The 25,557-nt window shown below is 65.7% G+C and carries 20 protein-coding genes and 1 other RNA gene; 13 read left to right on the plus strand and 8 right to left on the minus strand.

All coding sequences use genetic code 11. The features are described 5' to 3' along the window. Nucleotides 1-127: 127 nt before the first annotated feature. From I6F24_RS12705 to I6F24_RS12720, 4 genes are all read left to right on the plus strand, one after another. Nucleotides 128-1,876, plus strand: coding sequence for a methyl-accepting chemotaxis protein (locus tag I6F24_RS12705; RefSeq protein WP_225149261.1), 1,749 nt, complete (start codon nucleotides 128-130; stop codon nucleotides 1,874-1,876). Nucleotides 1,877-2,006: 130 nt separating this feature from the next. After that, nucleotides 2,007-3,431 (plus strand): methyl-accepting chemotaxis protein, encoded by a 1,425-nt coding sequence (locus I6F24_RS12710; protein WP_225149262.1) that lies wholly within the window; start codon nucleotides 2,007-2,009, stop codon nucleotides 3,429-3,431. Between the two features lie 280 nt (nucleotides 3,432-3,711). Then, nucleotides 3,712-4,848, plus strand: a complete 1,137-nt coding sequence (locus I6F24_RS12715) for a DSD1 family PLP-dependent enzyme (RefSeq protein WP_225149263.1) — start codon at nucleotides 3,712-3,714, stop codon at nucleotides 4,846-4,848. Between the two features lie 104 nt (nucleotides 4,849-4,952). Next, nucleotides 4,953-5,540, plus strand: a complete 588-nt coding sequence (locus I6F24_RS12720; protein ID WP_085971997.1) for an N-acetyltransferase — start codon at nucleotides 4,953-4,955, stop codon at nucleotides 5,538-5,540. 164 nt (nucleotides 5,541-5,704) lie between these two features. Here the strand turns inward: I6F24_RS12720 and I6F24_RS12725 are convergent, their stop codons facing one another. From I6F24_RS12725 to I6F24_RS12745, 5 genes are all read right to left on the minus strand, one after another. Then, nucleotides 5,705-6,529 carry a TIGR00282 family metallophosphoesterase gene (locus I6F24_RS12725; protein ID WP_225149264.1) on the minus strand — a complete coding sequence of 275 codons (825 nt, stop codon included), beginning with the start codon at nucleotides 6,527-6,529 and terminating at the stop codon, nucleotides 5,705-5,707. After that, complete coding sequence (locus I6F24_RS12730) at nucleotides 6,507-7,103, minus strand: 5-formyltetrahydrofolate cyclo-ligase (protein ID WP_035998343.1); 597 nt, start codon at nucleotides 7,101-7,103, stop codon at nucleotides 6,507-6,509. The genes I6F24_RS12725 and I6F24_RS12730 overlap by 23 nt, the downstream gene beginning before the upstream one ends. Before the next feature lie 189 nt (nucleotides 7,104-7,292). Further along, nucleotides 7,293-7,453, minus strand: a non-coding RNA gene (ssrS, locus tag I6F24_RS12735) — 6S RNA. 283 nt (nucleotides 7,454-7,736) lie between these two features. Beyond that, nucleotides 7,737-8,120: a cell division protein ZapA gene (locus I6F24_RS12740; protein ID WP_035998340.1), complete on the minus strand. Its 384-nt coding sequence runs from the start codon at nucleotides 8,118-8,120 to the stop codon at nucleotides 7,737-7,739. Beyond that, a complete protein-coding gene (locus tag I6F24_RS12745; protein WP_011084341.1) occupies nucleotides 8,117-8,407 on the minus strand; it encodes a DUF4164 domain-containing protein in 291 nt (96 codons plus the stop codon). The genes I6F24_RS12740 and I6F24_RS12745 overlap by 4 nt, the downstream gene beginning before the upstream one ends. Nucleotides 8,408-8,805: 398 nt before the next feature. On the opposite strand from I6F24_RS12745, the gene tkt reads away from it, so the two are divergent. The 8 genes from tkt (at nucleotide 8,806) to I6F24_RS12785 (ending at nucleotide 18,344) form a co-directional block, all read left to right on the plus strand. After that, nucleotides 8,806-10,791 (plus strand): transketolase, encoded by a 1,986-nt coding sequence (gene tkt, locus I6F24_RS12750; protein ID WP_225149265.1) that lies wholly within the window; start codon nucleotides 8,806-8,808, stop codon nucleotides 10,789-10,791. Nucleotides 10,792-10,939: 148 nt separating this feature from the next. Next, nucleotides 10,940-11,947 (plus strand): type I glyceraldehyde-3-phosphate dehydrogenase, encoded by a 1,008-nt coding sequence (gap, locus tag I6F24_RS12755; RefSeq protein WP_035998321.1) that lies wholly within the window; start codon nucleotides 10,940-10,942, stop codon nucleotides 11,945-11,947. Between the two features lie 182 nt (nucleotides 11,948-12,129). After that, nucleotides 12,130-13,326, plus strand: a complete 1,197-nt coding sequence (locus I6F24_RS12760) for a phosphoglycerate kinase (RefSeq protein WP_225149266.1) — start codon at nucleotides 12,130-12,132, stop codon at nucleotides 13,324-13,326. A gap of 39 nt (nucleotides 13,327-13,365) precedes the next feature. Continuing rightward, complete coding sequence (gene fba, locus I6F24_RS12765; protein WP_036021720.1) at nucleotides 13,366-14,433, plus strand: class II fructose-bisphosphate aldolase; 1,068 nt, start codon at nucleotides 13,366-13,368, stop codon at nucleotides 14,431-14,433. 218 nt (nucleotides 14,434-14,651) lie between these two features. Continuing rightward, the gene (locus I6F24_RS12770) at nucleotides 14,652-15,677 is read left to right on the plus strand and encodes a class I fructose-bisphosphate aldolase (RefSeq protein WP_225149267.1); all 1,026 of its coding nucleotides are present in this window, start codon (nucleotides 14,652-14,654) and stop codon (nucleotides 15,675-15,677) included. Nucleotides 15,678-15,680: 3 nt separating this feature from the next. After that, nucleotides 15,681-16,385, plus strand: a complete 705-nt coding sequence (locus I6F24_RS12775; RefSeq protein ID WP_225149268.1) for a thiamine phosphate synthase — start codon at nucleotides 15,681-15,683, stop codon at nucleotides 16,383-16,385. Nucleotides 16,386-16,393: 8 nt separating this feature from the next. Then, nucleotides 16,394-17,467 (plus strand): Sel1 repeat protein, encoded by a 1,074-nt coding sequence (locus tag I6F24_RS12780; protein ID WP_035998306.1) that lies wholly within the window; start codon nucleotides 16,394-16,396, stop codon nucleotides 17,465-17,467. Nucleotides 17,468-17,552: 85 nt separating this feature from the next. Then, entirely contained in the window at nucleotides 17,553-18,344 is a 792-nt protein-coding gene (locus I6F24_RS12785) for an inositol monophosphatase family protein (protein WP_225141101.1), read from the plus strand. 141 nt (nucleotides 18,345-18,485) lie between these two features. Here the strand turns inward: I6F24_RS12785 and I6F24_RS12790 are convergent, their stop codons facing one another. The 3 genes from I6F24_RS12790 to I6F24_RS12800 form a co-directional block, all read right to left on the minus strand. Continuing rightward, nucleotides 18,486-21,647 (minus strand): multidrug efflux RND transporter permease subunit, encoded by a 3,162-nt coding sequence (locus tag I6F24_RS12790; RefSeq protein ID WP_225149269.1) that lies wholly within the window; start codon nucleotides 21,645-21,647, stop codon nucleotides 18,486-18,488. A gap of 184 nt (nucleotides 21,648-21,831) precedes the next feature. Beyond that, nucleotides 21,832-22,989, minus strand: a complete 1,158-nt coding sequence (locus I6F24_RS12795) for an efflux RND transporter periplasmic adaptor subunit (RefSeq protein ID WP_035998298.1) — start codon at nucleotides 22,987-22,989, stop codon at nucleotides 21,832-21,834. A 266-nt stretch (nucleotides 22,990-23,255) separates the two neighbouring features. Continuing rightward, on the minus strand, nucleotides 23,256-24,275 hold the full coding sequence (locus I6F24_RS12800) for a cyclopropane-fatty-acyl-phospholipid synthase family protein (protein ID WP_036021707.1): 1,020 nt from the start codon (nucleotides 24,273-24,275) through the stop codon (nucleotides 23,256-23,258). Between the two features lie 168 nt (nucleotides 24,276-24,443). Between I6F24_RS12800 and I6F24_RS12805 the strand changes: the two genes are divergently transcribed. Next, the gene (locus tag I6F24_RS12805; protein WP_036021706.1) at nucleotides 24,444-25,457 is read left to right on the plus strand and encodes a hypothetical protein; all 1,014 of its coding nucleotides are present in this window, start codon (nucleotides 24,444-24,446) and stop codon (nucleotides 25,455-25,457) included. Nucleotides 25,458-25,557: the final 100 nt, after the last annotated feature.

Below are 25,557 nucleotides of genomic sequence, written 5' to 3' on the forward strand. Positions count from 1 at the left end.
CTGCGCCTGAGGTAGCACTGTAAAGGTAGCCGCCGTAACGGCGCCTGCCTAGATGGGCACCGTTAACCCTGATTTCATTCCGGACTGCGAAAATAGCGCCCGACCGTCCCCCGACAAGAGAGACCCGATGGCGTTCGGATTATTTCGGAAGCGTCTGCCGGACACGGCCGCGCCCGCGGCAGCCCCGGGGGCTGCGCAGCCGGCGGCCCCTGCCGCACCCGCCCCGACCGCCGAAAGTGATTCGGCCCGGGAAATCCTGGAATTGCTGGAACTCGAGCTCGGCGCCATGATCCGCCAGCTTGAGCGCGCCGCCAATTCGGTGGCTGGCGGCGCCGAGGCGACCGCGGCGACCCTCGCTGCCATTCGCGACCGCACCGACGCCCTGACCGGCCGGACCAACGCGGCGCAATCCACCGCCTCCACCTTCGCCCATGCCGCCGACAAGTTCACCCAGTCCGCGCAAGGCATCGGCGCACAGGTTCGCGCGGCCGGCAAGCTCGCCGACGAGGCCAGCGCCGCCGCGCAGGAAGCCCGCGCCAATGTCGACCGCCTGCGCGAATCCTCCGCCGCCATCGGCAACGTCGTCAATTTGATCGCGCAGATCGCGCGGCAGACCACGCTGCTCGCGCTCAACTCGACGATCGAGGCCGCGCGCGCGGGCGCAGCCGGAAAAGGCTTTGCCGTCGTTGCCACCGAGGTCAAGGCGCTCGCGGTGCAGACCCAGAGTGCGACCGAGGAGATCACGAAGAAGATCGACGCATTGCAGCGCGACGCCGCCGGTTCGGCGGACGCCGTGCACCGCATCTCGCAGGCGATCGAGGCGATCCGTCCGGTGTTCGACACCGTCAACGGCGCGGTCGCCGAGCAGAATGCCACGACCAGCGAAGTCTCCGGCAATGCCGCCAGCGCCTCGGAGTTCATCATCTCGGTCGGCGAGAGCGCGGCCGAGATCGACGCGGCGACCAAGGCGGCCGAGACCCATGGCGAGAGCGTCGCCAGCGCCGGCAAGGCCGTCACCACCTTCGCCCAGAAGCTGAAATCGCGCTGCGCGGTGCTGCTGCGCCAGAGCGAGCACGACGACCGCCGCAAGACCGAGCGGCTGCCCTGCCACATCAAATTCGAAACCGCGCGCGCCGTGATGCCGGTCTATGAAATCGCGATGGAAGGCGTGCTGATCGGCGGCGCGGACGCAAGCCGGCTGGCAACGCAAGCGACGATCGAAGGCAGCTTAGAGGACATCGGCGCCTGCCGCCTGCGCGTGATCGAGCAATCCAAGGCCGGCGCCCGCGCGCAATTCGTCGGCGCCACCGCCGCTCTCAACGAGAAGATCGAGGACAAGCTCTGGTCGATCCATGAGGAGAACACCGAGTTCGTCACCCGTGCCATGGAAGCCGGCAATGCGCTGACGCAGATATTCGAGCAGGCGGTTGCGCGCGGCGAGGTCAAGCTCGACGACCTCTTCGACACGGACTATTTGGAAATCGCCGGCACCAATCCGCAGCAATACCGCACCAAATATCTCGACTGGGCCGACCGCGCCCTGCCGCCGTTCCAGGAAGCCTTTCTGGCGCGGGAGTCGCGGATGGCGTTCTGCGCCATGGTCGACCGCAACGGCTTTTTGCCGGTGCACAACAAGATCTATTCGCATCCGCAGCGGCCGGGCGACGTCGCCTGGAACACGGCCAACAGCCGCAACCGGCGCATCTTCAACGATCCGGCGGGGCTGGCCGCCGCGCGCAACCTGCGATCCTACCTGGTCCAGAGCTATGCGCGCGACATGGGCAACGGGAACACGGTGATGATGCGGGAGATCGACGTCCCGATCCGCGTGCAGGGCCGGCACTGGGGCGGCTTCCGCACGGCCTACAAGCTGTAGCGCTCCCGCGCGTGCACGCACCTGCACTCCTGGGCAAGACGCCGGGCGCGAATCATCCTCTAAGGTCGGATCTGGAATCGGAATGCCGCCAAGGAGCCGATCAACGGCTCCGACTGGAGAGAGCCCGTACATGTCCTCTGCACAACTTGCCGTATTGGACACTGCCTCCAACCGGACGCTGGCCGAACGCCTGATCGACCAGCTCGCCGACCGCATCGGCGGTCTCGGCGTCGAGCTCGCCGACATCGCCGGCAATGTCCAGGACGTCGCAAACCGCGTCGCGAGCCAGTCGGAACGGTTTCACCATCTGCAGAAGACGGCCGAGAGGATGGTCTCGGCCAACCACGACATCGCCAACGCCTCGCAGGCGGTGCAAACCACGACGTCGGCCGCGGTCGGCGAGATCGCGCAGTCGCGCGGCGCGGTCGACACCGCGGTCAGCCACATCTCCGAGCTCGTCGCCGCGGTGGAGCGGATCGAGGTGCGCCTGTCCGCCGTCGGCGCGGCGCTGGCGCAGGTGGCGAAGGTCTCCGGCTCGATCGAGGCGATCGCCAAGCAGACCAATCTGCTCGCGCTCAACGCCACCATCGAGGCCGCGCGCGCCGGCACTGCCGGCCGCGGCTTCGCGGTGGTCGCAAGCGAGGTCAAGAACCTCGCGGAGGCCACGCGCCAGGCCACGCATGAGATCTCCGACACCGTGCGCGATCTCGACGGCCAGATCGAAGGCCTGATCGGCGAGAGCAGCGACGCCTCGCAGCGCGCCAAGACCGCCGGCGAAGGCGCGCAAGCGATCTCCGGCATCATCTCGCGGGTCCAGCAGGGCTTCGCCTCGGTCGAAGCCGAGATCGACGGCGTCGCGCGCGCGGCGACCTCCAACCTCGGCCACTGCGACACCGTGATCAGCGAGCTCAACGAGCTCGCCAAGGGCGTCGACCTCTCCTCGCGCGACCTCCGAAGCGCCGACGAGCGGGTAGCAAAGCTGCTCGACGCCTCCGAAGGCCTGATCGCGCTGATCGCCGACAGCGGCGTGGAGACGTCGGACGCGCCGCTGATCCGCATCGTCGTCGACACCGCGAAGCGGATCTCGGCCGAGTTCGAAGCTGCGATCGACCGCGGCGAGATCACGCTCGACCAGCTCATGGACGAGACCTACCGCGAGATATCAGGCACCGATCCGAAGCAGTACCTGACCAACTACGTCGAGTTCACCGACCGCGTGCTGCCCGCGATCCAGGACCCGATCCAGAGCTCCGATCCGCGCATCGTGTTCTGCGTCGCCTGGGCCAAAGGCGGCTACCTTCCGACCCACAATCCGAACTACCGCCTGCCGCAGGGCAAGGACCCGGTCTGGAACAACGCCAATTGCCGCAACCGCCGCCTGTTCACCGACCGCGCAGTGAAGAAGGTCGCGGCCAACACAAAACCCTTCCTGCTGCAAACCTATCGCCGCGACATGGGCGGCGGGCAGTTCGTGCTGATGAAGGACCTGTCGTCGCCGATCATGATCCGCGGCAAGCACTGGGGCGCCTTCCGGATGGGCTTTCGCCAGGGCTGACGAGGACGCTCCGGCATCTTCAAAACAAAAGCTCGAAAACAACCCCATGCACAGTAGCCGGGGCGTGTGGAATCAATGGCTTGCGCCGGCAGGCCGTGGCGCGCGTTGACCCGTCGGGCAAAACAGGGGTAGAATGCTATTATTCCGAAATTGTGGGCGGTTCTCACCGCCGCCTGCCGAGCACCAAAAGCCGCCTGCACTGGCGCGGCGGCCGACGTTGCCGTAGAAATGCCGCCGCGCATTCGGAGCGCGAACCCGAACACAACAAGCTGGTTTTTCGATGGCCTGTCCACCCGCCCAAATCGGCGCGCCGTTTTCCGAGATCGATACACCGGCGCTGATCATCGACCTCGACGCTTTCGAGCGCAATCTCGACACGATGGCGGCGGCGGTGAGCAAGCTCGGCGTTCGCTTGCGTCCGCATGCGAAGACCCACAAATCACCGATCATTGCGGCCAAGCAGATAGCGCGCGGCGCAATCGGCATGTGCTGCCAGAAGGTCGCCGAGGCCGAGATCCTGGTTGCGGGCGGGGTGAGCGACGTGCTCGTCAGCAACGAGGTGGTGGGCCTGCGGAAGCTGGAACGGCTCGCAGGCCTCGCGCGCCACGCACGCATCAGCGTTTGCGTGGACGATGCGATCATGGTCGAGCAACTGTCGCACGCCGCGGAGCGGGCAGGATCGCAAATCGAAGTCCTGGTCGAAATCGACGTCGGCGCCGGTCGCTGCGGCGTCAGGCCGGGGCCGGCGGCGGCCACCCTGGCGCGGCAGGTGGCGGCTTCACGCTTCCTATCGTTCGGCGGCTTGCAGGCCTATCACGGCTCTGCCCAGCATTTGCGCACGCCGGAGGAGCGGCGCGCTGCCATCGCCGGTGCCGCGAACGCGACCGCGGAGACACTGCGCGTCCTCAAGGACGCGGGCTTTCAGTGCCGGACGATTGGAGGTGCGGGAACCGGCACATTCGAGCTCGAAGGCGCGAGCGGCATCTGGAACGAATTGCAGGCGGGCTCCTATATCTTCATGGACGCCGACTACGCCAAGAACCTCGCCGACGGGGCGCGCAACGCCAATCCGTTCGAGCATGCGCTGTTCGTGATCGCGACGGTGATGAGCACAGGCGCCGGCGAACACGCGGTCATCGATGCCGGCCACAAGGCTCTGTCGAACGACAGCGGATTTCCGGTCGTGCTCGGCCGGCCCGATCTGCGCTATCATCGGCCCTCTGACGAGCATGGCTTGCTCGATTTCGACAGCGCTTCGTCGCGACTGGCGATCGGCGACAAGGTGACGCTGATCCCCGGCCATTGCGACCCGACCGTCAATCTCTACGACTGGTATGTCGGCGTGCGCGGCTTCAACACGCCGGATTCCCGCGTGGAGGCACTTTGGCCAGTCGCGGCGCGGGGCGCGGTCACCTGAGATTGACGCGTGATTGCGCGCGACGCCGTAGCGCCCGGCCACTATCCTGTGCTGCATCTTAGAATGAATGTGGCCGACGCCATCGACGACTTGGAGACGATATCATGAGCGCAGACTCGGAAATCAAATCTGCGGGCGCCAACATTCAGGCAAGCACTATCAGCACCATTGTACTTGGCTTTGCAGCCGATCCGATGGCGCGTTGGGTTTGGCCCGATTCATCCGAATATCTCAGGATTATGCCTCAATTCGTCAAGGCATTTGGCGGACGGGCATTCGAGCATGGCACAGCTTACATCACAGAAGGGGCTCGCGCGGCCGCCCTGTGGCTGCCGCCCGGCGTCGAGCCCGATGAAACGGCCATGGACGCACTCATGGCGCAATCCCTGCGTCCGGAGATCGCCGATGATATTGGACACATGCTCCAGGGAATGGCCGAACATCATCCCCACGAGCCCCATTGGTATCTGCCTCTCATTGCCTCCGATCCAAACTGGATCGGCCAAGGTCTCGGCACATTGTTGATGAAGCACGCTCTTCGACGATGCGACGAGGAGGGCATCGCCGCCTACCTCGAAAGTTCGAATCCGCGAAACATCTCCCTTTATGAACGCCACGGCTTCAAGATCATCGGCGAGATACAACATGGTTCTTCGCCGACGATGACACCAATGTTGCGGACAGCTTCTTGAACGGAATCCAATCTGTCGAAGAGAAGGGCTCGCAGCCGCCAATGACTGTTGACTTCCGCTTGTGGCCCAAAGCGGAGTTCCCTTGTTGCCCGTCGATGTCCGCTGCTGAGGGCAAAGTTTGATATAATCGTCCGGGGACGACACCGGGTGATTTCGCTCGCGCTTCAGCTCAACCAGAATTTCGGCGTCGTCGGCTCCAGCCTTCCACCCACGCGCACCGGCGCGATCTTGAGCGCGAGCCCTGTCGCATCGTCCGTTTCCACGGCGACGCCGCTGAGCGTCGCGGCGCCTGCGGCCGGCTCGAAGCGGCCGGACGGAATTCCTGATGTGAACCTCCGCAGCGGCTCTTCCTTCTGCATGCCGATGATGGAATCGTAATCGCCGGTCATGCCGGCGTCGGTCATGTAGGCGGTGCCGCCTGACAGGATCTGGTGGTCGGCGGTCGGCACATGCGTGTGCGTGCCGACGACGAGGCTGGCGCGGCCGTCGCAGAAGAAGCCGATCCCCTGCTTCTCGCTTGAAGCCTCGCAATGGAAATCGACGACGATGGCGTCGGCGGCGACGCCGAGCCGACAGGCGCCAAGCTCGCGCTCGAGCGCGGCGAAGGGATCGTCGAACGGGGTCATGAAGACGCGGCCGAGCGCGTTGACGACGAGGGCGTGCTTGCCGTTCTTGGTCTCGACCAAGGCGGCGCCGCGGCCGGGCGTGCCGCGCGGATAGTTGGCGGGGCGCACCAGGCGGTCGGCGCGCTCGATGAACACCAGCGCCTCGCGCTGGTCCCAGGAGTGATTGCCGAGCGTCACCGCGTCGGCGCCGGCCTCGAGAAACTCCTGGTAGATCGCTTCCGTGATGCCGAAGCCACCGGCCGAATTCTCGCCGTTGACGACGACGAGATCGAGCGACCAGTCCTTGACCATGCCGGGCAGATATTCGGAGACGGCCTCGCGTCCGCTACGGCCGACGACGTCACCCACGAAGAGAATGCGCAACTTCAGAACTCCGGAAATCGAACACGTCCGATTCCGTTAGCACATAATCGAGCGCCACGTCGTGGGATAGTGCCGGAACCGCCTCGATCTCCTGCACTGCAAACGCAAGGCCGATGCCGACGATGTGCTTGGATTTGCGCAAATGCGCGAAGGTGAAATCGTAATGCCCGGCGCCATAGCCGATGCGATGGCCGAGGCGGTCGAAGGCGGCGAGCGGCGTCAGCATGATGTCGGGAATGACTTCGGCCGCAGCAGGTGAAGGTTCGGGAATGCCGAGCGGGCCGAGCATCAGGCGGTCGTTCGGATGGAAGAGACGGAAGATCAGCGACTGGCCGCGCGCGGTGACGCAGGGCAGCGCCAGCCTGGCGCCCTCTTCCGCGAGCCTCGCAAGCAGCGGCATCGGATCGATCTCGCTGCGGATCGGCGAATAGCCGGAGACGATGCTGCCGGGCAGCAGCTTGAACGGTAGCCCGCGCTTGGCGAGCTTTGCGGCGGCCGCGATGCGTTTCTTCTCGCTCAGCGCATCGCGCTTGGCGAGGGCTTTGGCACGGAGCTCGGCTTTGGAGTTGGACATGTGCTTTGGTCCCCACGTCATCACCCGCCTTGTGCGCCCTTGCGCACTGGGGCGGGTGATCCAGTATTCCAGAGGCGGTGGTGATTCACACAAGGGCCGCGGCGTACTGGATTCCCCGCCTTCGCGGGGAATGACACCTGTTGAATTGGCCGCAGTCGTTTCAACAAGCACAAACGAAGCAAACGAAAGTGCGAAGCCGCGAACGCCGTTGAAGCACTCGATCCCGGAGTTCCCTACGAAAGTAGGTGGGCACCATATGTCCGAGCCCACGGGCCCGGCCAGGGACAGTTCCCTAAAGGATCGATAAGGCCCCGGGGATATATGGCTCCTGACGCACGTCGCAGCCTCGCGCAGGCAATGTAACAACTGTACTGACGAATCGCCAGTGCGACGAGAGTGCGGCTTCCGCTGCGCGCTTTCTTACCCTCCCCTGGAGGGGTCCGGGACGAGCGAAGCTCGCCCGTGGGTCGGCTCACATGGAGCGCAGCGAAATGTGAGACGGGGTGGGGTGATCTCTCCCCACGGGCACTGTTCGTGTGGAGAGATCACCCCACCCCGCTCGCGCTACGCGCGATCGACCCTCCCCCTCCAGGGCCCTCCAGGGGAGGGTAAGGGCACGGCTCCTATCGAGCTTCAGCCGATCGCGATGCCGTTCCCCACCGTCCGGTTCAGGACCTGGGTCGATTTCTCGATGCGCTCGGCGGCGGCGTTCAGCGCGTTGACCACCGCGGTCTGCGTCATCCTGGCGCGCTCGACGGCGGCATTGCGGAAATCCCTGAGCTCGGTCAATTCCTGCTCAAGGGTGCGGACGCGGTTGGTGGTGTCGATCAGCTCATCGCACACGGTGAGCGCAGCCATGACGGTGAGGCGCGCATCGCCGATCTCGCCGAATTTTCCGCGCAGCGACTGGATGCGCGTCTCCAGCGTCTCGGCGAGCTTGAGCAGCCGCACCTCCTGGCCCTCCTCGCAGGCCATGCGATATTGCCGGCCGTTGATGGTGACGTTGATGTGGCTCATCCGTCCTCTCCGGTATCGAGCACCGAGCGTATCGTCACGATCGCGGAATCCAGCCGGTCAGAAATCTCGCGATTGGTGCGCTCGAGCTTGCGTGCCTTCACCAGCGCGCCGTCGAGCTCGTCGGCAAGACGCGAGCGATCCGCGCCGAGCGCCTGGATGCGCGCCGCAAGCTCGTTCTCGTCGCGATCGGCATCGCGACGCCGCTCCACCGCACTTTCGAGCGCATCGAGCGCCGCCATGAGTCTGCGGGTCGCAATCTCGATCTCGACGGCGGACGACTCCGTCATGGCGGAACTGTTGGATACGCGATCGTTCATGCAGTCAGCGGCGGAACCTGGCGGCCTTTGCCCAGTGGCCTTTCCCTGGAGCTTGCCGTCCGGCAAAAGACTCGGTTCGGCAAGCGGTTAGAAGCAGAAATTTACAAAGCAAGCTAGCCAAGCGCAACGCCGCCGCAAAACTATGCACTGTTCAATCGGGACGACGTGTCGCTGCGTCGCTTCCGCCCGGCGCGATCCCGGCGGAAAACCGATGTCCACACAGGCAACTTTTGCGGCCAAACCGGCGTTCGATTGCCTTGGACTCCCGGAACCGAGGTGCTATCCCAGCGCCAACCTTCAGTGGCCGCCAGGCTTCTCCCCGCGCGGGCAACCATCGCCAAGCGCTTCATTTCAGACGGATTTCAGACATGACGCAGGTCGATCACACCCGTATGGCCAACGCGATCCGCGGCCTTTCGATGGACGCTGTCGAGAAGGCGAAATCGGGCCATCCCGGCCTGCCGATGGGCGCCGCCGACATCGCCACCGTGCTGTTCACCCAATTCCTGAAATTCGACGCCGCCGCGCCCGCCTGGCCGGACCGCGACCGCTTCGTGCTCTCGGCCGGCCACGGCTCGATGCTGCTCTATTCGCTGCTGTATCTGACCGGCAATGCCGAGATGACGCTGGACCAGATCAAGCAGTTCCGCCAGGTCGACTCGCTGACCCCCGGCCACCCCGAGAACTTCCGCACCAGGGGCATCGAGACCACCACCGGCCCGCTCGGCCAGGGCATCTCGACTGCGGTCGGCATGGCGCTGGCCGAGAAGATGCTGGCGGCCGAGTTCGGCAAGAAGATCGTCGACCACCACACCTATGTGCTCGCCTCCGACGGCGACCTGATGGAAGGCGTGTCGCAGGAAGCGATCGCGATGGCCGGGCACTGGAAGCTCAACAAGCTGATCGTGCTCTACGACGACAACGGCATCTCGATCGACGGCCCGACCTCGATCTCCGATTCCGTCGACCAGGTGAAGCGCTTCAAGTCGGCGGGCTGGGCCGCCGAGAAGATCGACGGCCACGACCAGGCCGCGATCGCCGATGCTATCACGCGCGCGAAGAAATCCAGCAAGCCCACGCTGATCGCCTGCCGCACCACGATCGGCTTCGGCGCGCCGCACAAGCAAGGCACCTCGAAGGTGCACGGCGAAGCGCTCGGCGCCGACGAGCTCAAGGCTGCCAAGGAAAATCTCGGCATTTCGCTCGAGCCGTTCGCGGTCGCCGACGACGTGCTGAAGGCATGGCGCGCGGCCGGCAGCCGAGGCGCCGCGGCACGCCAGGAATGGGAAGCGCGGCTCGGTGAGCTCGGCAGCCGCAAGCGCGCCGAGTTCGAGCGCCGCCTGCGTCACGAGCGTCCCGCTTCGCTCGCCAAGGCCGTTCGCGCCTACAAGAAGGAGCTGCTGGAAAAGCCGATGACCGCGGCCACCCGCAAGTCGTCGGAAGCGGTGATCGAAGTCATCGCCGGCGCCATGCCGATGGAATTCCTGGCAGGCTCGGCCGACCTCACCGGCTCCAACAACAACAAGGCGAAGTCGGCGACCGCCTTCTCGGCCAAGACGCCGAAGGGCCGCTTCATCCATTACGGCATCCGCGAGCACGGCATGGCGGCCGCGATGAACGGCATTTTCCTGCATGGCGGTTTCGCACCGAACGGCGCGACCTTCCTCGTCTTCACCGATTATGCGCGTCCGGCGATGCGCCTTGCCGCGCTGATGGGCGCCGGCGTCGTCTACGTCATGACCCATGACTCGATCGGTCTCGGCGAAGACGGTCCGACCCATCAGCCGGTCGAGCATCTCGCCGCGCTCAGAGCCATTCCCAACATGCGCGTTTTCCGGCCCTGCGATGCGATGGAAGTCGCCGAGTGCTGGGAGCTCGCGCTCAACCGCGTCGATGGCCCGACCGTGCTGGCACTGACGCGGCAGAACCTGCCGCAGCTGCGGACCACCGCACCGAACGACAATCCCTGCGCGGCTGGTGCCTACGAGTTGGTCGCCGCCCAGGGCGAAGCCAAGGCGACGCTGTTCGCCTCGGGCTCGGAGGTCGAGATCGCGGTCGCGGCCCAGAAACAATTGGCGGAACGCGGCGTCGCTTCGCGCGTTGTCTCCGTTCCCTCGCTGGAGCTGTTGTTAGCGCAACCAGAGGCCAAGCGCGCCGCCATCATCGGCAACGCGCCGGTGAAGATCGCGGTCGAGGCCGCCGTGCGCTGGGGCTGGGACGCCGTGATTGGCCAGGATGGCGAATTCATCGGCATGCATTCGTTCGGCGAAAGCGGCCCTGCCAAGGAGCTTTACAAGCATTTCGGCATTACCGCCGAGGCCGCGGTTAACGCTGTGCTGAAGCGCGTTTCCTGAGAGTTGAGCTTGCCGCAAAAAAGGACTACCTAATCTCCCATATGATCAAGCACCGCCCGGCCGAACCGGGCGTCCGCCCCTAAAAAACCCTCGCAGGCGCGTATAGCGCGTTGTGCGGGATGACAACGGTCATTGAAGGAGACGAAACATGGCAGTCCGCGTCGGAATTAACGGTTTTGGCCGCATCGGCCGCAACATCCTGCGGGCTATCGCCGAGTCCGGCCGCAAGGACATCGAGGTCGTCGGCATCAACGACCTCGGCCCGGTCGAGACCAACGCTCATCTCCTCCGCTTCGACAGCGTCCATGGCCGCTTTCCCGGCACCGTCACCGTCGACGGCGACTCCATCAGCCTCGGCAACGGCAAGATCAAGGTGACCGCCGAGCGCGATCCCTCGAAGCTGCCCTGGAAGGATCTCGGCGTCGACATTGCGATGGAATGCACCGGCATCTTCACCTCGAAGGACAAGGCTAGCGCGCATCTGACCGCCGGCGCCAAGCGCGTGCTGGTCTCCGCGCCCGCCGACGGCGCCGACGCCACCATCGTCTACGGCGTCAACCACGACACGCTGACCAAGGATCACCTCGTCGTCTCCAACGGCAGCTGCACCACCAACTGCCTTGCGCCGGTTGCCAAGGTGCTGAACGATCTCGTCGGCATCGAGACCGGCTTCATGACCACGATCCACGCCTATACCGGCGACCAGCCGACGCTCGACACGATGCACAAGGATCTCTACCGCGGCCGCGCGGCGGCGATGTCGATGATCCCGACCTCGACGGGTGCTGCGAAGGCGATCGGCCTCGTGCTGCCCGAGCTGAAGGGCAAGCTCGACGGCGTCGCGATCCGCGTGCCGACCCCGAACGTCTCGGTCGTCGACCTCAAGATCGTCGCCAAGCGCGCCACCGACGCCAAGGAGATCAACGCGGCGATGAAGCGCGCCAGCGAGCAGCAGCTCAAGGGCATCCTCGGCTACACCAATGCGCCGAACGTCTCGATCGACTTCAACCACGACCCGCACTCCTCGACCTTCCACGAGGACCAGACCAAGGTGCAGAACGGCACGCTGGTGCGCGTGATGTCCTGGTACGACAACGAGTGGGGCTTTTCGAACCGCATGGCGGACACCGCCGCCGCGATGGCGAAGGTGATCTGAGGGAAGCCAAGGTGCTTCCTCACTGGATTGGCATCCCTGGCGTCATACTGTTGATCGCGTTGATCGCGTACGGATTTCGCCGGGGCCTCGCAGTGAAGTCTCCGAAAGACGGTGGAGGGAGCGGCGACCACGGCCATTCGCCTCCCCCCGATTCCGACACTCCGACGCACGGATGATGAACGATGCCCGCTAAATTCCGCACCCTCGACGACGTCGACGTGAAGGGCAAGCGCGTGCTGCTGCGCGTCGACCTCAACGTGCCCATGGAGAGCGGGCGCGTCACCGACGCCACCCGGCTCGAGCGCGTGGCGCCGACCATCACCGAGCTCGCCGACAAGGGCGGCAAGGTCATCCTGCTCGCGCATTTCGGCCGGCCGAAGGGACGCGACGCCAAGGACTCGCTCAAGCCCGTCGCGGAGGCGCTGGCGAAGGTGGTGAAGAAGCCCGTCGCGTTTGCCGAGGATTGCATCGGCGAGCCCGCGGCCAAGGCGGTCGCCGGCCTGAAGGATGGCGACATCCTGTGCCTGGAGAACACCCGCTTCCACAAAGAGGAAGAAAGGAACGATCCCGCCTTCGTCGCGGAACTCGCGAAGCTCGGCGACATCTGGGTCAATGACGCGTTCTCGGCCGCGCACCGCGCCCACGCCTCGACCGAAGGTCTCGGCCACAAGCTGCCGGCCTATGCCGGCCGCACCATGCAGGCCGAGCTGGACGCGCTGGAGAAGGCGCTGGGCTCGCCGAGCAAGCCCGTGATCGCCATCATCGGCGGCGCCAAGGTCTCGACCAAGATCGACCTGTTGGAAAACCTCGTCACCAAGGTCGACGCGCTCGTGATCGGCGGCGGCATGGCCAACACGTTCCTGCACGCGCAGGGCGTTGCGGTCGGCAAGTCGCTGGCCGAGAAGGATCTCGCCGCCACCGCGCTGCGCATCATGGAGAAGGCGGAAGCCGCCAATTGCGCCATCATCCTCCCGGTCGACGCCACCGTCGCCTATCACTTCGCCGCCAACGCGCCGTCGCATGCCTATGGGCTCGATGCGATCCCGGCCGACGGCATGATCCTCGACGTCGGCCCGCAATCGATCGCGCGCGTCCATGCCGCGATCGACGATGCGGCGACGCTGGTCTGGAACGGCCCCCTGGGCGCATTCGAGATGCAGCCGTTCGACCGCGGCACGGTCGCGGCCGCCAAGCACGCCGCCGAGCGCACCAAGGCCAAGAAGCTGATCTCGATCGCGGGCGGCGGCGACACTGTCGCGGCGCTCAACCAGGCCCATGTGGCCGGAGACTTCACCTATGTGTCGACCGCCGGTGGCGCGTTCCTTGAATGGATGGAAGGCAAGCCCCTGCCCGGCGTTGAAGTTCTGCGTAGCAAGTAATCAAGCGGCCTTTGAGGCCCCAACGGGAGACAAAGACAGATGGCTCGGATCACGTTACGTCAATTGCTCGACCACGCGGCGGAGAACGATTACGGCGTACCGGCCTTCAACATCAACAACATGGAGCAGGCGCTGGCCATCATGGACGCGGCCAACCAGGTCGATGCCCCCGTCATCATCCAGGCCTCGCGCGGCGCGCGCTCCTACGCCAACGACGTCATGCTCAAGCACATGATGGACGCGGTGACCGAGATCTATCCGCACATTCCGGTCTGCGTGCATCTCGACCACGGCAACGAGCCGGCGACCTGCATGACCGCGATCCAGGCCGGCTTCACCTCGGTGATGATGGACGGCTCGCTCAAGGCCGACGGCAAGACCCCCGGCGACTGGGGCTACAATGTCGGCGTCACCAAGACTGTCACCGAGATGGCCCATCTCGGCGGCATCTCGGTCGAGGGCGAGTTAGGGGTGCTCGGCTCGCTCGAAACCGGCATGGGCGACAAGGAAGACGGCCACGGCGCCGAAGGCAAGCTCAGCCACGACCAGCTGCTGACCAATCCGGACGAGGCCGTCAAGTTCGTGCAGGAGACCAAGGTCGACGCGCTCGCGATCGCGATGGGCACCTCGCACGGCGCTTACAAGTTCACCCGCAAGCCCGACGGCGACATCCTCGCCATGAACGTGATCGAGGAGATCCACCGCAAGCTGCCGAACACGCATCTCGTCATGCACGGCTCCTCCTCGGTGCCGCAGGACCTGCAGGACATCATCAACGCCTATGGCGGCAAGATGAAGCCGACCTGGGGCGTGCCGGTGGCCGAGATCCAGCGCGGCATCAAGAACGGCGTGCGCAAGATCAACATCGACACCGACAACCGCATGGCGATGACCGGCCAGATCCGGAAAGTTCTGAAGGACAACCCGGAAGAGTTCGATCCGCGCAAGTACCTGAAGCCGGCGATGGAGGCGATGACCAAGCTGTGCAAGCAGCGCCTGCAGGAGTTCAACACCGCAGGCCAGGCCTCCAAGATCAAGAAGGTGCTGACCACCGCCGAGATGGCCAAGCGCTACGCCAAGGGCGAGCTCGATCCCCGGGTCGCCTAAGGCCTCCGTCACATCCTCCCGTCATTCCGGGACACGCGAAGCGTGGGCCCGGAATCCATAACCACAGCCTGGGGTTATGGATTCCGGGCCTGCGCCTTTCGGCGCATCCCGGAATGACAGAAAGACCCTTTACCCTGCGACGAACGATAACTCGGCAATTGCCCGAGAACGGTCTATTTTCACGGGCAAGGGCAGAATCGTTTTGGGAGGACCTCTCGATGAATCTGACTGAGCTCAACAAGATCGCGACCGCCATGGTCGCGTCCGGCAAGGGCATCCTTGCCGCCGACGAATCCTCCGGCACCATCAAGAAGCGCTTCGACGCCATCGGCGTGGAATCGACCGAAGAGAACCGCCGTGACTATCGCGAAATGCTGTTTCGCGCCAAGGACGCCATGAGCCAGTACATCTCCGGCGTGATCCTCTATGACGAGACGATCTGGCAGAATGCCAAGGACGGCACGCCGCTGGTCAAGCTGATCGAGCAGGCCGGCGCCATTCCCGGTATCAAGGTCGACGAGGGCACGCAGGCCTTGCCGATGTGCCCCGGTGAAACAGTCACGGTCGGGCTCGACAAGCTCGCCGAACGCTTGAAGAAATATTACGAGCGCGGCGCGCGCTTTGCCAAATGGCGCGCGGTGATCGACATCGGCAGCGGCATTCCCTCGATGACGGCGATCAGCGTCAACGCCCACGCGCTGGCGCGCTATGCCGCGCTGTGCCAGGCCGCGCAGATCGTGCCGATCGTCGAGCCGGAGGTGCTGATGGACGGCGACCACGACATCGAGCGCTGCTATGAGGTGACGCAACGCGTGCTCAACAAGACCTTCCAGGAATTGCGCGTGCAGCGCGTGGCGCTGGAAGGCATGGTGCTGAAGCCGAACATGGCGATATCAGGCAAGAAATGCGCAAAGCAGGCCTCGGTCGAGGAGGTCGCGGAGAAGACGATACGGCTGCTGAAGGCCTGCGTGCCGGCGGCGGTGCCCGGCATCGCCTTTCTGTCCGGCGGCCAGTCGGACGAAGAGGCGACCGCGCATCTCAACGCCATGCACAAGCTCGGTCCGCTGCCCTGGGGCCTGACCTTCTCCTACGGCCGCGCGCTGCAGGCCGCGCCGCAGAAGGCCTGGTCGGGCAAGCCTGAGAATGTCGCGGCCGGCCAGCGCGCCTTCAGCCATCGCGCGCGCATGAACGGCCTCGCCTCCAAGGGCGAATGGCAAAGCAGCCTGGAACAGAAGGCAGCCTAGACCTTGTCGAACAAACCGCCTCCGCCGCGCCCGGCGCCGCGTCTCTATCTCGCGACGCCCGTCGTCGATGATCCCGCGACGCTGGTCGCCGAGCTGCCGGGGCTGATCGCGTCCGCCGACATCGCCGCCGTGCTGCTGCGGCTGAAGGAGACCGATCAGCGCGGCATGATCTCGCGCGTCAAGGCATTGGCGCCGCCGGTGCAGAAGACGGGCGCGGCACTCCTCGTCGACGGCCATCCTGATATCGTCGCGCGCGGCGGCGCCGACGGCGCGCACCTGCCCGGCATCGCCGCGCTGAAGGAGGCGCTGCCGTCGCTCAAGCCGGATCGCATCGCCGGTGTCGGCGGGCTGACGACGCGGCACCACTCCATGGATGCCGGCGAGATGGGCGCGGATTACGTGCTGTTCGGCGAGCCCGATGCGAAAGGCCAGCGGCCGTCGTCGCAAGCGATCGCCGAGCGGCTCGACTGGTGGGCCGAGCTGTTCGAGCCGCCCTGCGTCGGCTTTGCCACCACGCTGGACGAGGCCTACGATTTCGCCGCCAGCGGCGCCGATTTCGTGCTGGTCGGCGACTTCATCTGGGCCGATCCGCGCGGGCCCAAGGCCGCACTGATCGAGGTCGATGCCGCGATCAAGAAGGCCCATGCGACGGCGCTGGCCGGCCAAGATCCTGCGGGCCAAGATCCTGCGAGCCAGGAGCACGGCTAGCGCCCGACATGAAGCTCCCCTGCATCACCATGCTGGCCACGCTGCTGCTGACAGTGCCCGCGGCCGCGCAGCTGCAGATCACCCCGCCGGCGACGACGCCGAGCGCACCGGCAGAGAAGCAGAAGCCAAAGCCGCCCGCCCCTGCCAAGAAGAAAGAGGCAGCACCGGCGCCGAAGCCTACGGCATCTCCCAAGCCGTCCGCTTCGCCCAAGCCGGCAACCGTGATCCCCGCGCCGCCGTCCGACGATCCCAACGTCGACCTCGTGTTCGGCGCCTATCAGCGCGGGCAATACAAGACCGCGTTCGAGCTCGCCACGGTGCGCGCACAAGCGGGCGATGCCAAGGCGATGACCATGCTCGGCGAGCTCTATTCCAATGCCATGGGCATAAGGCGCGATTACGCCAAGGCGGCCGAATGGTACAAGCGCGCCGCCGATGCCGGCGATCGCGAGGCGATGTTCGCGCTCGCCATGCTGCGCATCTCCGGCCGCGGCGGCCCGGTCGACAAAAGCGAGGCGGTCAGGCTGATGGCCTCCGCCGCCAAGCTCGGCGAGCCCAAGGCGGCCTACAACCTTGCTCTGCTCTATTTGGACGGCCAGACGCTGCCGCAGGACGTCCGGCGTTCGGCGGAACTGCTGCGCCAAGCCGCCGATGCAGGCCTGCCCGAAGCGCAATACGCGCTCGCGACCTTCTACAAGGAAGGCACCGGTGTGCCGAAGGACCCCGAACGCGCGGTGCGGCTGCTCCAGGCCGCCGCGATCGCCGACAATGTCGATGCCGAGGTCGAATATGCCATCGCGATGTTCAACGGCACCGGCACGCCGAAGAACCAGCCGGCAGCCGTCGCCCTGCTTCGCAAGGCCTCCCGCCAGGGCAGCGCGATCGCGCAGAACCGGCTGGCCTGGGTGCTGATCAACGGCGTCGGCACGCCCGTGGACAAGATCGAAGGCTTCAAATGGCACCTGGTGGCCAAGACCGCCGGCAAGGGCGACCCCGAGCTCGACAAGCAGCTCTCCGATCTGCCGGCCGATGACCGCGCCAAGGCCGAGGCCGCCGCCAGGAAGTGGCTCGGGTCCAAATGACTTGACGCGGGGCCCCTCACGGGGCACCCAGTCCCCCAAACAGGCGCGTTTCCGCGCCCCTCTCCCCGATCAAGACCAGAAGCATATGCTGTATTCCGCCACTATCAACGTCATGGTCAAGGCGGCGCGCCGCGCCGGCCGCAGCCTCAAGCGCGATCTCGGCGAGATCGAGCATCTCCAGGTCTCGCTGAAGGGACCGGCCAATTTCGTCTCGCTCGCCGACAAGCGCGCCGAGGAGATCCTCTACCAGGACCTCGCCAAGGCCCGGCCCGGCTACGGCTTCATCGGCGAGGAAGGGGGCAACCGCGAGGGCACCGACAAGAGCCACACTTGGATCGTCGATCCCTTGGACGGCACCACCAACTTCCTGCACGGCATCCCGCAATTCGCGATCTCGATCGGGCTTGCGCGCGAGGGCACCGTGATTGCGGGCGTGATCTACAACCCCGCCAATGACGAGCTCTACATCGCCGAGCGCGGCAAGGGCGCCTTCCTCAACGACCAGCGCCTGCGCGTCGCCGGCCGCCGCCAGCTGAGCGAATGCGTGGTGGCCTGCGGCCTGCCCCATATCGGCCGCGGCGACCACCAGGAATTCCGCCGCGAGATGACCGCGATCCAGGACCGCGTCGCCGGCTTGCGCCGTTTCGGCGCTGCCTCGCTCGATCTCGCCTTCGTCGCCGCCGGCCGGCTCGACGGGTATTGGGAGCGCGATTTGCAATCCTGGGACATCGCGGCCGGTATGCTGATGGTGCGCGAAGCCGGCGGCACCATCAGCGATATCGCAACGCCGGGCGACCCGCTGGTCACCGGGCACGTCGTGTGCGGGAATGAGTACGTGCACGGGGAGCTGGTGAAGATCTTGCGGAAGCCGGCTTAAGGCGGAAGCTCGCGCTCCACATTCCCCTGTCATTCCGGGGCGCGCCTCTTGGCGCGAGCCCGGAATCCATTGATCCTCGTCAATGGTGGCCCGCTGGATTCCGGGCTCGTGCTTCGCACGCCCCGGAATGACGGGGGTGCATCAGTGGCCTGTGTGCGCCCGCGCCGGTCGGCCGTGCGCTTCAGCGTCCCGCGCCGCGTTCGGCTCCCTGTCTCCGCCCAGCACGCGCTGCACCGAGACGAAGAACACCGGCACCATCAACAGCGCCAGGATCACCACCGCGATCATGCCGCCCATCACCACTGAGCCGAGCGCCTGCTGGCTGGCGCCGCCGGCGCCGTGGGCGATGGCCATCGGCAGCACGCCGCAGATGAAGGCAAGGCCGGTCATCAAGATGGGACGGAAGCGCAGGCGGCAGGCTTCGATGGTGGCTTCGACCAGCGGCTTGCCTTCTTTCCGCAGATCCTTGGCGAACTCGATGATCAGGATCGCGTCCTTTGCGGCGAGGCCAATGATCGTGATCAGGCCGACGGTGAAATAGACGTCGTTGGGCAGGCCGCGCAGCATAGCGGCAGTGACCGCGCCGACGATGCCAAGCGGCACGGTGAGCAGCACCGCGAGCGGAATGGTCCAGCTCTCGTAGAGCGCGGCGAGGCACAGGAACACCACGAACACCGACAGGGCGAGCAGGAACGGCGCCTGCGAGCCCGACAGCTTCTCCTGCAGCGACTGTCCGGTCCATTCATAGCCGAAACCGCGCGGCAACCGGTCGGCGAGCCGCTCCATCTCGGCGATGGCATCGCCCGAGGTGAAGCCGGGCCTGGCCTCGCCGGAGATGCGCACCGCCGGATAATAGTTGAAGCCGGCGATCTGTGTCGGGCCGCGCGCCCATTCGATCGTGGTGAAGGACGAGAACGGCACCAGCTGGCCGCGGCTGTTCTTGACGTTGTAATTGAGGATGTCCTCGGCCCGCATGCGGTCGCGCGCGTCCGCCTGCACCACGACGCGCTGCATGCGACCGCGGTTCGGGAAGTCGTTGATGTAGTTCGAGCCGAGATTGGTCGAGATGGTGTTGTTGATGTCCTCGAAGGTGACGCCGAACGCGCCGGCCTTCTCGCGGTCGATCATGAGATTGACCACGCCCGCCTCGGGCAGGCCTTCGATATAGACCTTCTGCAGCACCGGGCTGGCATTGGCCTCCGCGATCAGCTGGTCGGCGGCGCGCATCAATTGCTGATAGCCCTTCTGGCCGCGATCCTGGAGGCGGAACGAGAAGCCGGACGAGTTGCCGAGATTGTCGATCGGCGGCGGCTGCAGCGCCGAGATTTTTGCGTCGCGGATCGACGAGCCCAGGTCGCGGTTGACGTCGTTGACGATCGCGGCAGCGGAGTCCTTCGGCCCGCGCTCCGACCAGTCCTTCAGCGTGATGAAGGCTTGCGCGGTGTTCATGCCCTGGCCGGAGAAGCTGAAGCCGGTGAGGAAGGTGACGTTGTCGACGCCCGGCCGCGCGGCGAGATATTTTTCGACCTTCTCGATCACGGCCTCGGTGCGGGCATAGGACGAATCCGAGGGCGTCTGCACGTCGGTGGTGATGAAGCCCTGGTCGTCGACGGGGAGGAAGCCGCCGGGCAGGTTGACGAAGGCCCAGGACAGGCCAACCAGCAGCGCGGCATAGACCAGCATCAGGCGGCCGGTGCGATTCAGCGAAAAGCCGACGGTGCGTGAATAGCGTTCCTTGACGCCTTCGAGCATGCGGTTGAACCAGCCGAACACGAAGTTGGTCGAATGACCGTGCCCCTTTGCCACAGGCTTCAACAGCGTCGCGCACAGCGCCGGCGTCAACGACAGCGCCAGGAAGGCGGAGAAGCCGATCGCGGCGACCATGGTGACGGAGAACTGGCGGTAGATGATGCCGACCGAGCCCGGGAAGAACGCCATCGGCACGAACACCGCCATCAGCACCAGCGTGATGCCGATGATGGCGCCGGTGATCTGCGACATGGCTTTCCGCGTCGCTTCCTTCGGCGGCAGGCCTTCCTCGGCCATGATCCGCTCGACGTTCTCGACCACGACAATGGCGTCGTCGACGAGGATGCCGACCGCGAGCACCATGCCGAACATCGAGAGCATGTTGATGGAATAGCCGGCGAGCAGCAGAGTGGAGCAGGCGCCCAGCAGCGCCACCGGGACCACGATGGTCGGAATGATGGTGTAGCGGATGTTCTGCAGGAACAAGAACATCACCACGAACACCAGCACCACAGCTTCGACCAGCGTCGTCAGCACCTTCTCGATCGAGGCCTCGACCACAGGGGTGATGTTGTAGGGGATCTCGTAGGTGATGTTGGCCGGGAAGAAGCGCGACAGCTCCTTCATCTTCGCTTCGACTGCGCTGGCGGTCGCCAGCGCATTGCCGGTCGGCGACATCAGGACCGACAGGCCCGCCGTCGGCTTGCCGTCGAGGCGCGTGTTGAACTGGTAGCTGAGGCCGCCGACCTCGATGCGCGCGACGTCGCGCAGGCGCACGGTCGAGCCGTCGGCATTGGCGCGCAGGATGATGGCGCCGAACTCGTCGGGCGAGGAGAGCTGGCCCTTGACCAGCACCAGTGCCGAGGTGCGCTGGTTCGAGGTCGACGGCTCGGCGCCGATGCTGCCGGAAGCGACCTGCGCGTTCTGCGCGGTGATGGCCTTGTTGACGTCGTCGGCGGTCAGGCCATAGCCGACCAGCTTGGCCGGATCGACCCAGACACGAAGCGAGCGCTCGGTCGAGTACAGTGTGGCGCGGCCGACGCCGGGAATGCGGCGGATCTCGCCGAGCACGTTGCGGATCATGAAGTCGCCGAGGCCGACTTCATCCAGGCTGCCGTCAGTCGAGTTCAGCGTGATGATCTGCAGCACTGCGCTCGAGGCTTCCTCGATCAGGATGCCCTGCTGCATCACCGCGCGCGGCAGGCGCGCCTCGACGCGCTTGATGCGGTTCTGGACCTCGACCGAGGCGGCACTGGTGTCGGTGCCCGGCTGGAAATTGGCGATGATCTCGACCTGGCCGAGCGAGTCACTGGTCGATTCGAAATTGAGGATGTTGGCGGCGCCGTTGAGCTCCTCCTCGATCAACCGCGTGACGCTATTGTAGAGGTTTTCCGGCGAGGCGCCGGGATAGCTGGTCGAGACCGAGATCGAGGGCGGCGCGATGATCGGATATTGCGCGATCGGCAGCAGCGGCACCGCGATCGCGCCGATCAAGCAGATGAACAGCGCGACCACCCAGGCGAAGATCGGCCTGTCGATGAAGAAACTCGGCATTGGCCGTTTTATCCTCGTTGTTCGGTTAGACCCTCATGGTGAGGAGCGCGGAACGCGCGCTCCGGACGATGCCGCGCATCGCCGCGAGAACCATGAAGGCCCGGCTCTCTCCCGCGGCCATCCTTCGAGACGCCCGCTTGCAGCGGGCTCCTCAGGTTAAGGACGACACTTGCTGCGCGGAGCGTTACCGCGTGAGCTGCTGAGCGTGCCGGTTGTCTGCGGTCGCTTCCGCCTCCGACCAGGATTGCGGCTTGACCTTGTCGCCGGCCGCGAATTTCTGGAAGCCTTCGACCACGACCTTGTCGCCGGACTTCAGGCCTTCGGTGATGAACCAGAGGCCGTCCTGCACCGAGCCGGTGCGCACCGGCTGCACCGCGATGTGATTGTCGTCCTTGACGACGAACACCTCGCTGCCGCCGCCGCCATTGCGCTGGATCGCCTGCTGCGGCACCGCGATCGCATCGGAATCGAGACCCTGGTCGATGCGGACCCGGACATACATGCCCGGGAGCAGCTCGCGCTTGGGATTGGGGAACTCGCCGCGCAACGTCACCTGCCCGGTGTGGGCGTCGACCTTGGCGTCGGAGAACAGCAGCTTGCCGTCGAGCGAATAGATGGTGTTGTCGTCGAGCACGAGGCGCACCTTGGCGGCATCGGCGGCGATGCGATCGAGGTCGCCGGTCTCGAAGGCGCGGCGGAGCTGGTTGAGCTCGGTCACCGACTGGGTAAAGTCGGCATAGATCGGATCGAGCTGCTGGATGGTGGCGAGATTGGTCTCGTTCTGCACGGCGAGCGCGCCCTCGCTGACGAGGGCCGCGCCGACCACGCCGTCGATCGGCGCACGCACGGTGGCGTAGTCGAGATTAAGCCTGGCCCGAGCGAGCTCGGCCTTGCGGCCCTCGACCTCGGCATGGGCCTGGCGTTCGGCCGCAATCGCCTTCTCGTTCTCGGCTTCGGGCGCGGCGCGATCCCTGGTCAGGGTGGCGATACGATGCGCCTGCTGCTTGGCCTGCGCCAATGCCGCTTCGGCCTTCGCCAGCGCGGCCTCGTTGGCCATGACCTCGACCTCGAACGGGCGCGGATCGATGCGGTAGAGCGGATCGCCGGCCCTGACCTCGCTGCCCTGGCGGAACAGGCGCTCTACCACGATGCCGGACACGCGCGGCCGGACTTCGGAGACCCGGGTCGGGGCGATGCGGCCCGGCAGCTCGCGCACCACGGCGCGCGGCTGCGGCTTGACGATAACGATGCTGACGTCAGGGGCAGGCGGCTGGGCGGCGGACACCGCGGAACTGGATTCCTCGCAAGCACCCAGCAGCGGCGCAAGGGCCGCGAGCATCATTGCAACGCATGCCGATCGCGCTCGAATTCCAAACATGAAGTGGGATGCCCCGATTGTTGAAACTGATCATGCTCGCGCGAAGCCCGTTCTGGACCTTTTGCACGCGGCTGATGCCGCCAAAATAGAATGCATCTGCTGCGATGCAACGCATGGCGCGGGCGGCTCATTGTCACACAGCTTATCCCGTTGAAATCAGAAAGCTTTTGCGGTGTAACTTGATTGTGAATCTAAGTTCCACCGGCGCGTGCTGCGGCGGAACACCGCAATTACTCGGCGGCCATCATCCGGTAATGGCTGACGCCCCATTCTGTTCCGTCGGCGTAACCGAACAGGCCCGAGGTCGCGAGCAGGAACCAGCGCCAGCGACGCATCCAGAGAGCGGTCTCCTCGCCGTGGACCCCGTGCAAGGAGGCTTCGATGGCCTCGCGATGGGCATCGAAATTGGCCAGCCAGTCGTTGGCGGTGCGCTGGTAGTGCGTGCCGCTCCAGCACCATTCCTTCTCGATGGCAAAGATATCGTCGAACTGCCTGACGAGGTGATGGCTCGGCATCAGCCCGCCTGTGTAGACGTATTGCGCGATCCAGTCGTCGCGATCGGCCGGGTCAGGCAGATGCGAGCCGGACCGGTGGGTGACGACGTGCATGAAGAACCGTCCCTCCGGCGCGAGCCATGACCGCACGCGCGTCATCAGCTTGCGCCAGTTGCTCATCCGCTCGAACATCTCGACCGAGACGATGCGGTCGAACTGGCCATCGGGCGCGAACACGTTCATGTCGGCCGTGACCACGCGCAGATTCAGCAGCCCGCGCCGCCGCGCCTCCTCCTCGACGGAGGCGCGCTGCGCCTGCGAGGCCGCGACCGCCGTCACCGTCGCGTGCGGAAATTGCCGTGCCATCCACAGCGACAGCGAGCCCCAGCCACAGCCAAGCTCCAGAATGGCCTGGCCGTCGGTCAGGCCGGCATGCTCGACGGTCTGGCGCAGCGCCTCCTCCTCCGCCTCCCGCAAGCTGGTCGCGTCGGTCTTGTAGAAGCAGGAGGAGAATTTGCGGTTGGGGCCGAGCAAGTCGGCGAAGAAGGCCGCGGGCACCTCGTCATGCCCCGCTGCCGCGCCCTCGGCGATCGGCCGCAGCATCATCCGCCCGGCGAAGGCGGCATCGTCGCCGAGGCCCAGCCCGGACAGGCGCGTCGCCATGCGGGAGCACAGGCGCTGGATCGCGGCGCGGATCACCACGTCCGGCAGCGGCACACGCTCGGCAGTCCCGATGATCGCGGAAACGACGCTCATGCGCCCCCCGAATGGCGAACTTCTGCAGAGACCTGCTTATCAAAGCACCGCTTCCGGTCCGGGTTCCCCGAGCTGTCCCCGAAATCGGCGCATCCGGCGCTTTTTTTGGGCCGGCGCTGTGCCATAGTGCGCGCCGCAAGCAAGCTTTACGTAACGGATGATACCGGCATGCGGTCTGGCACTTCCCGATCCACCATGGACATCGAGTACACCAAACTGTCCTCGCCCAGCGTCTTCCTGGTGCGGATGCTGGTCTTCCTGGTGCTGTGCACGCTGGTGAGCGTGGTGCTCTACAAGCAGATCGTCCAGGCCTTCTTCGCCAATCCCGGGCTCAACGCCCTGATCGGAGGGGTGCTGTTCATCGGCATCATCCTGGCCTTCCGCCAGGTCATCCGGCTCTATCCCGAAGTCTCCTGGGTCAACAATTTCCGCGTCGCCGATCCCGGCCTGGCGCCGGCCCGCCACCCCAAGCTGCTGGCGCCGATGGCTGCGATCCTCGGCGGGGAGCGTTCAGGGCGGATGACCATCACCCAGACCACGATGCGGCACCTGCTCGATTCGATCGCGACCCGCCTGGACGAGGCCCGCGACATCTCCCGCTACATGACCGGCCTCTTGGTTTTCCTCGGCCTGCTCGGCACCTTCTGGGGCCTGATCGAGACGGTGGGCTCGGTGGGCAAGGTGATCGACGGGCTCAAGGTCGGGAGCGACTCCGGGGCGCTGTTCGACACGCTGAAGGAAGGTCTCGCCGCCCCGCTCGGCGGCATGGGCATCTCCTTCTCCAGCTCGCTGTTCGGCCTTGCCGGCTCGCTGATCCTCGGCTTCCTCGATCTGCAATCGAGCCAGGCGCAGAACCGCTTCTACACCGATCTCGAAGACTGGCTCGCCACCACAGTGCGCGAGTATGGCAACGGCGAGGCGCCTGTCGCGACCGGCGGCGGCGTCGCCAGCGGCGAGCTTCAGGCCGCGGTCGAACGGCTGCGGTCCGTACTCGAGGAAGGCAGCGCCGGCCGCGGCACCACCGCGGCGATGGCGAGCCTTGCCGAAGCCATCCAGGCGCTGGTCTCGCACATGCGCACCGAGCAGCAGATGATCCGCGAATGGGCCGACGGCCAGGGCGAGCAGAACCGCGAGATCCGCCGCCTGCTGGAGCGGATCGCGCGCCAGCCCGAGAAGAGTTGAGACGGTGTTGTGCCCCGGACGCGACGCAGGATGAAATGATGCATCGCTGAGCCGGGGCCCAGCGTCAGGGACAAGATGGGTCCCGGCTCTGCGCAGCAGC

This window comes from Bradyrhizobium sp. BRP23 (genome assembly GCF_020194135.1).
Taxonomy (GTDB): domain Bacteria; phylum Pseudomonadota; class Alphaproteobacteria; order Rhizobiales; family Xanthobacteraceae; genus Bradyrhizobium; species Bradyrhizobium yuanmingense.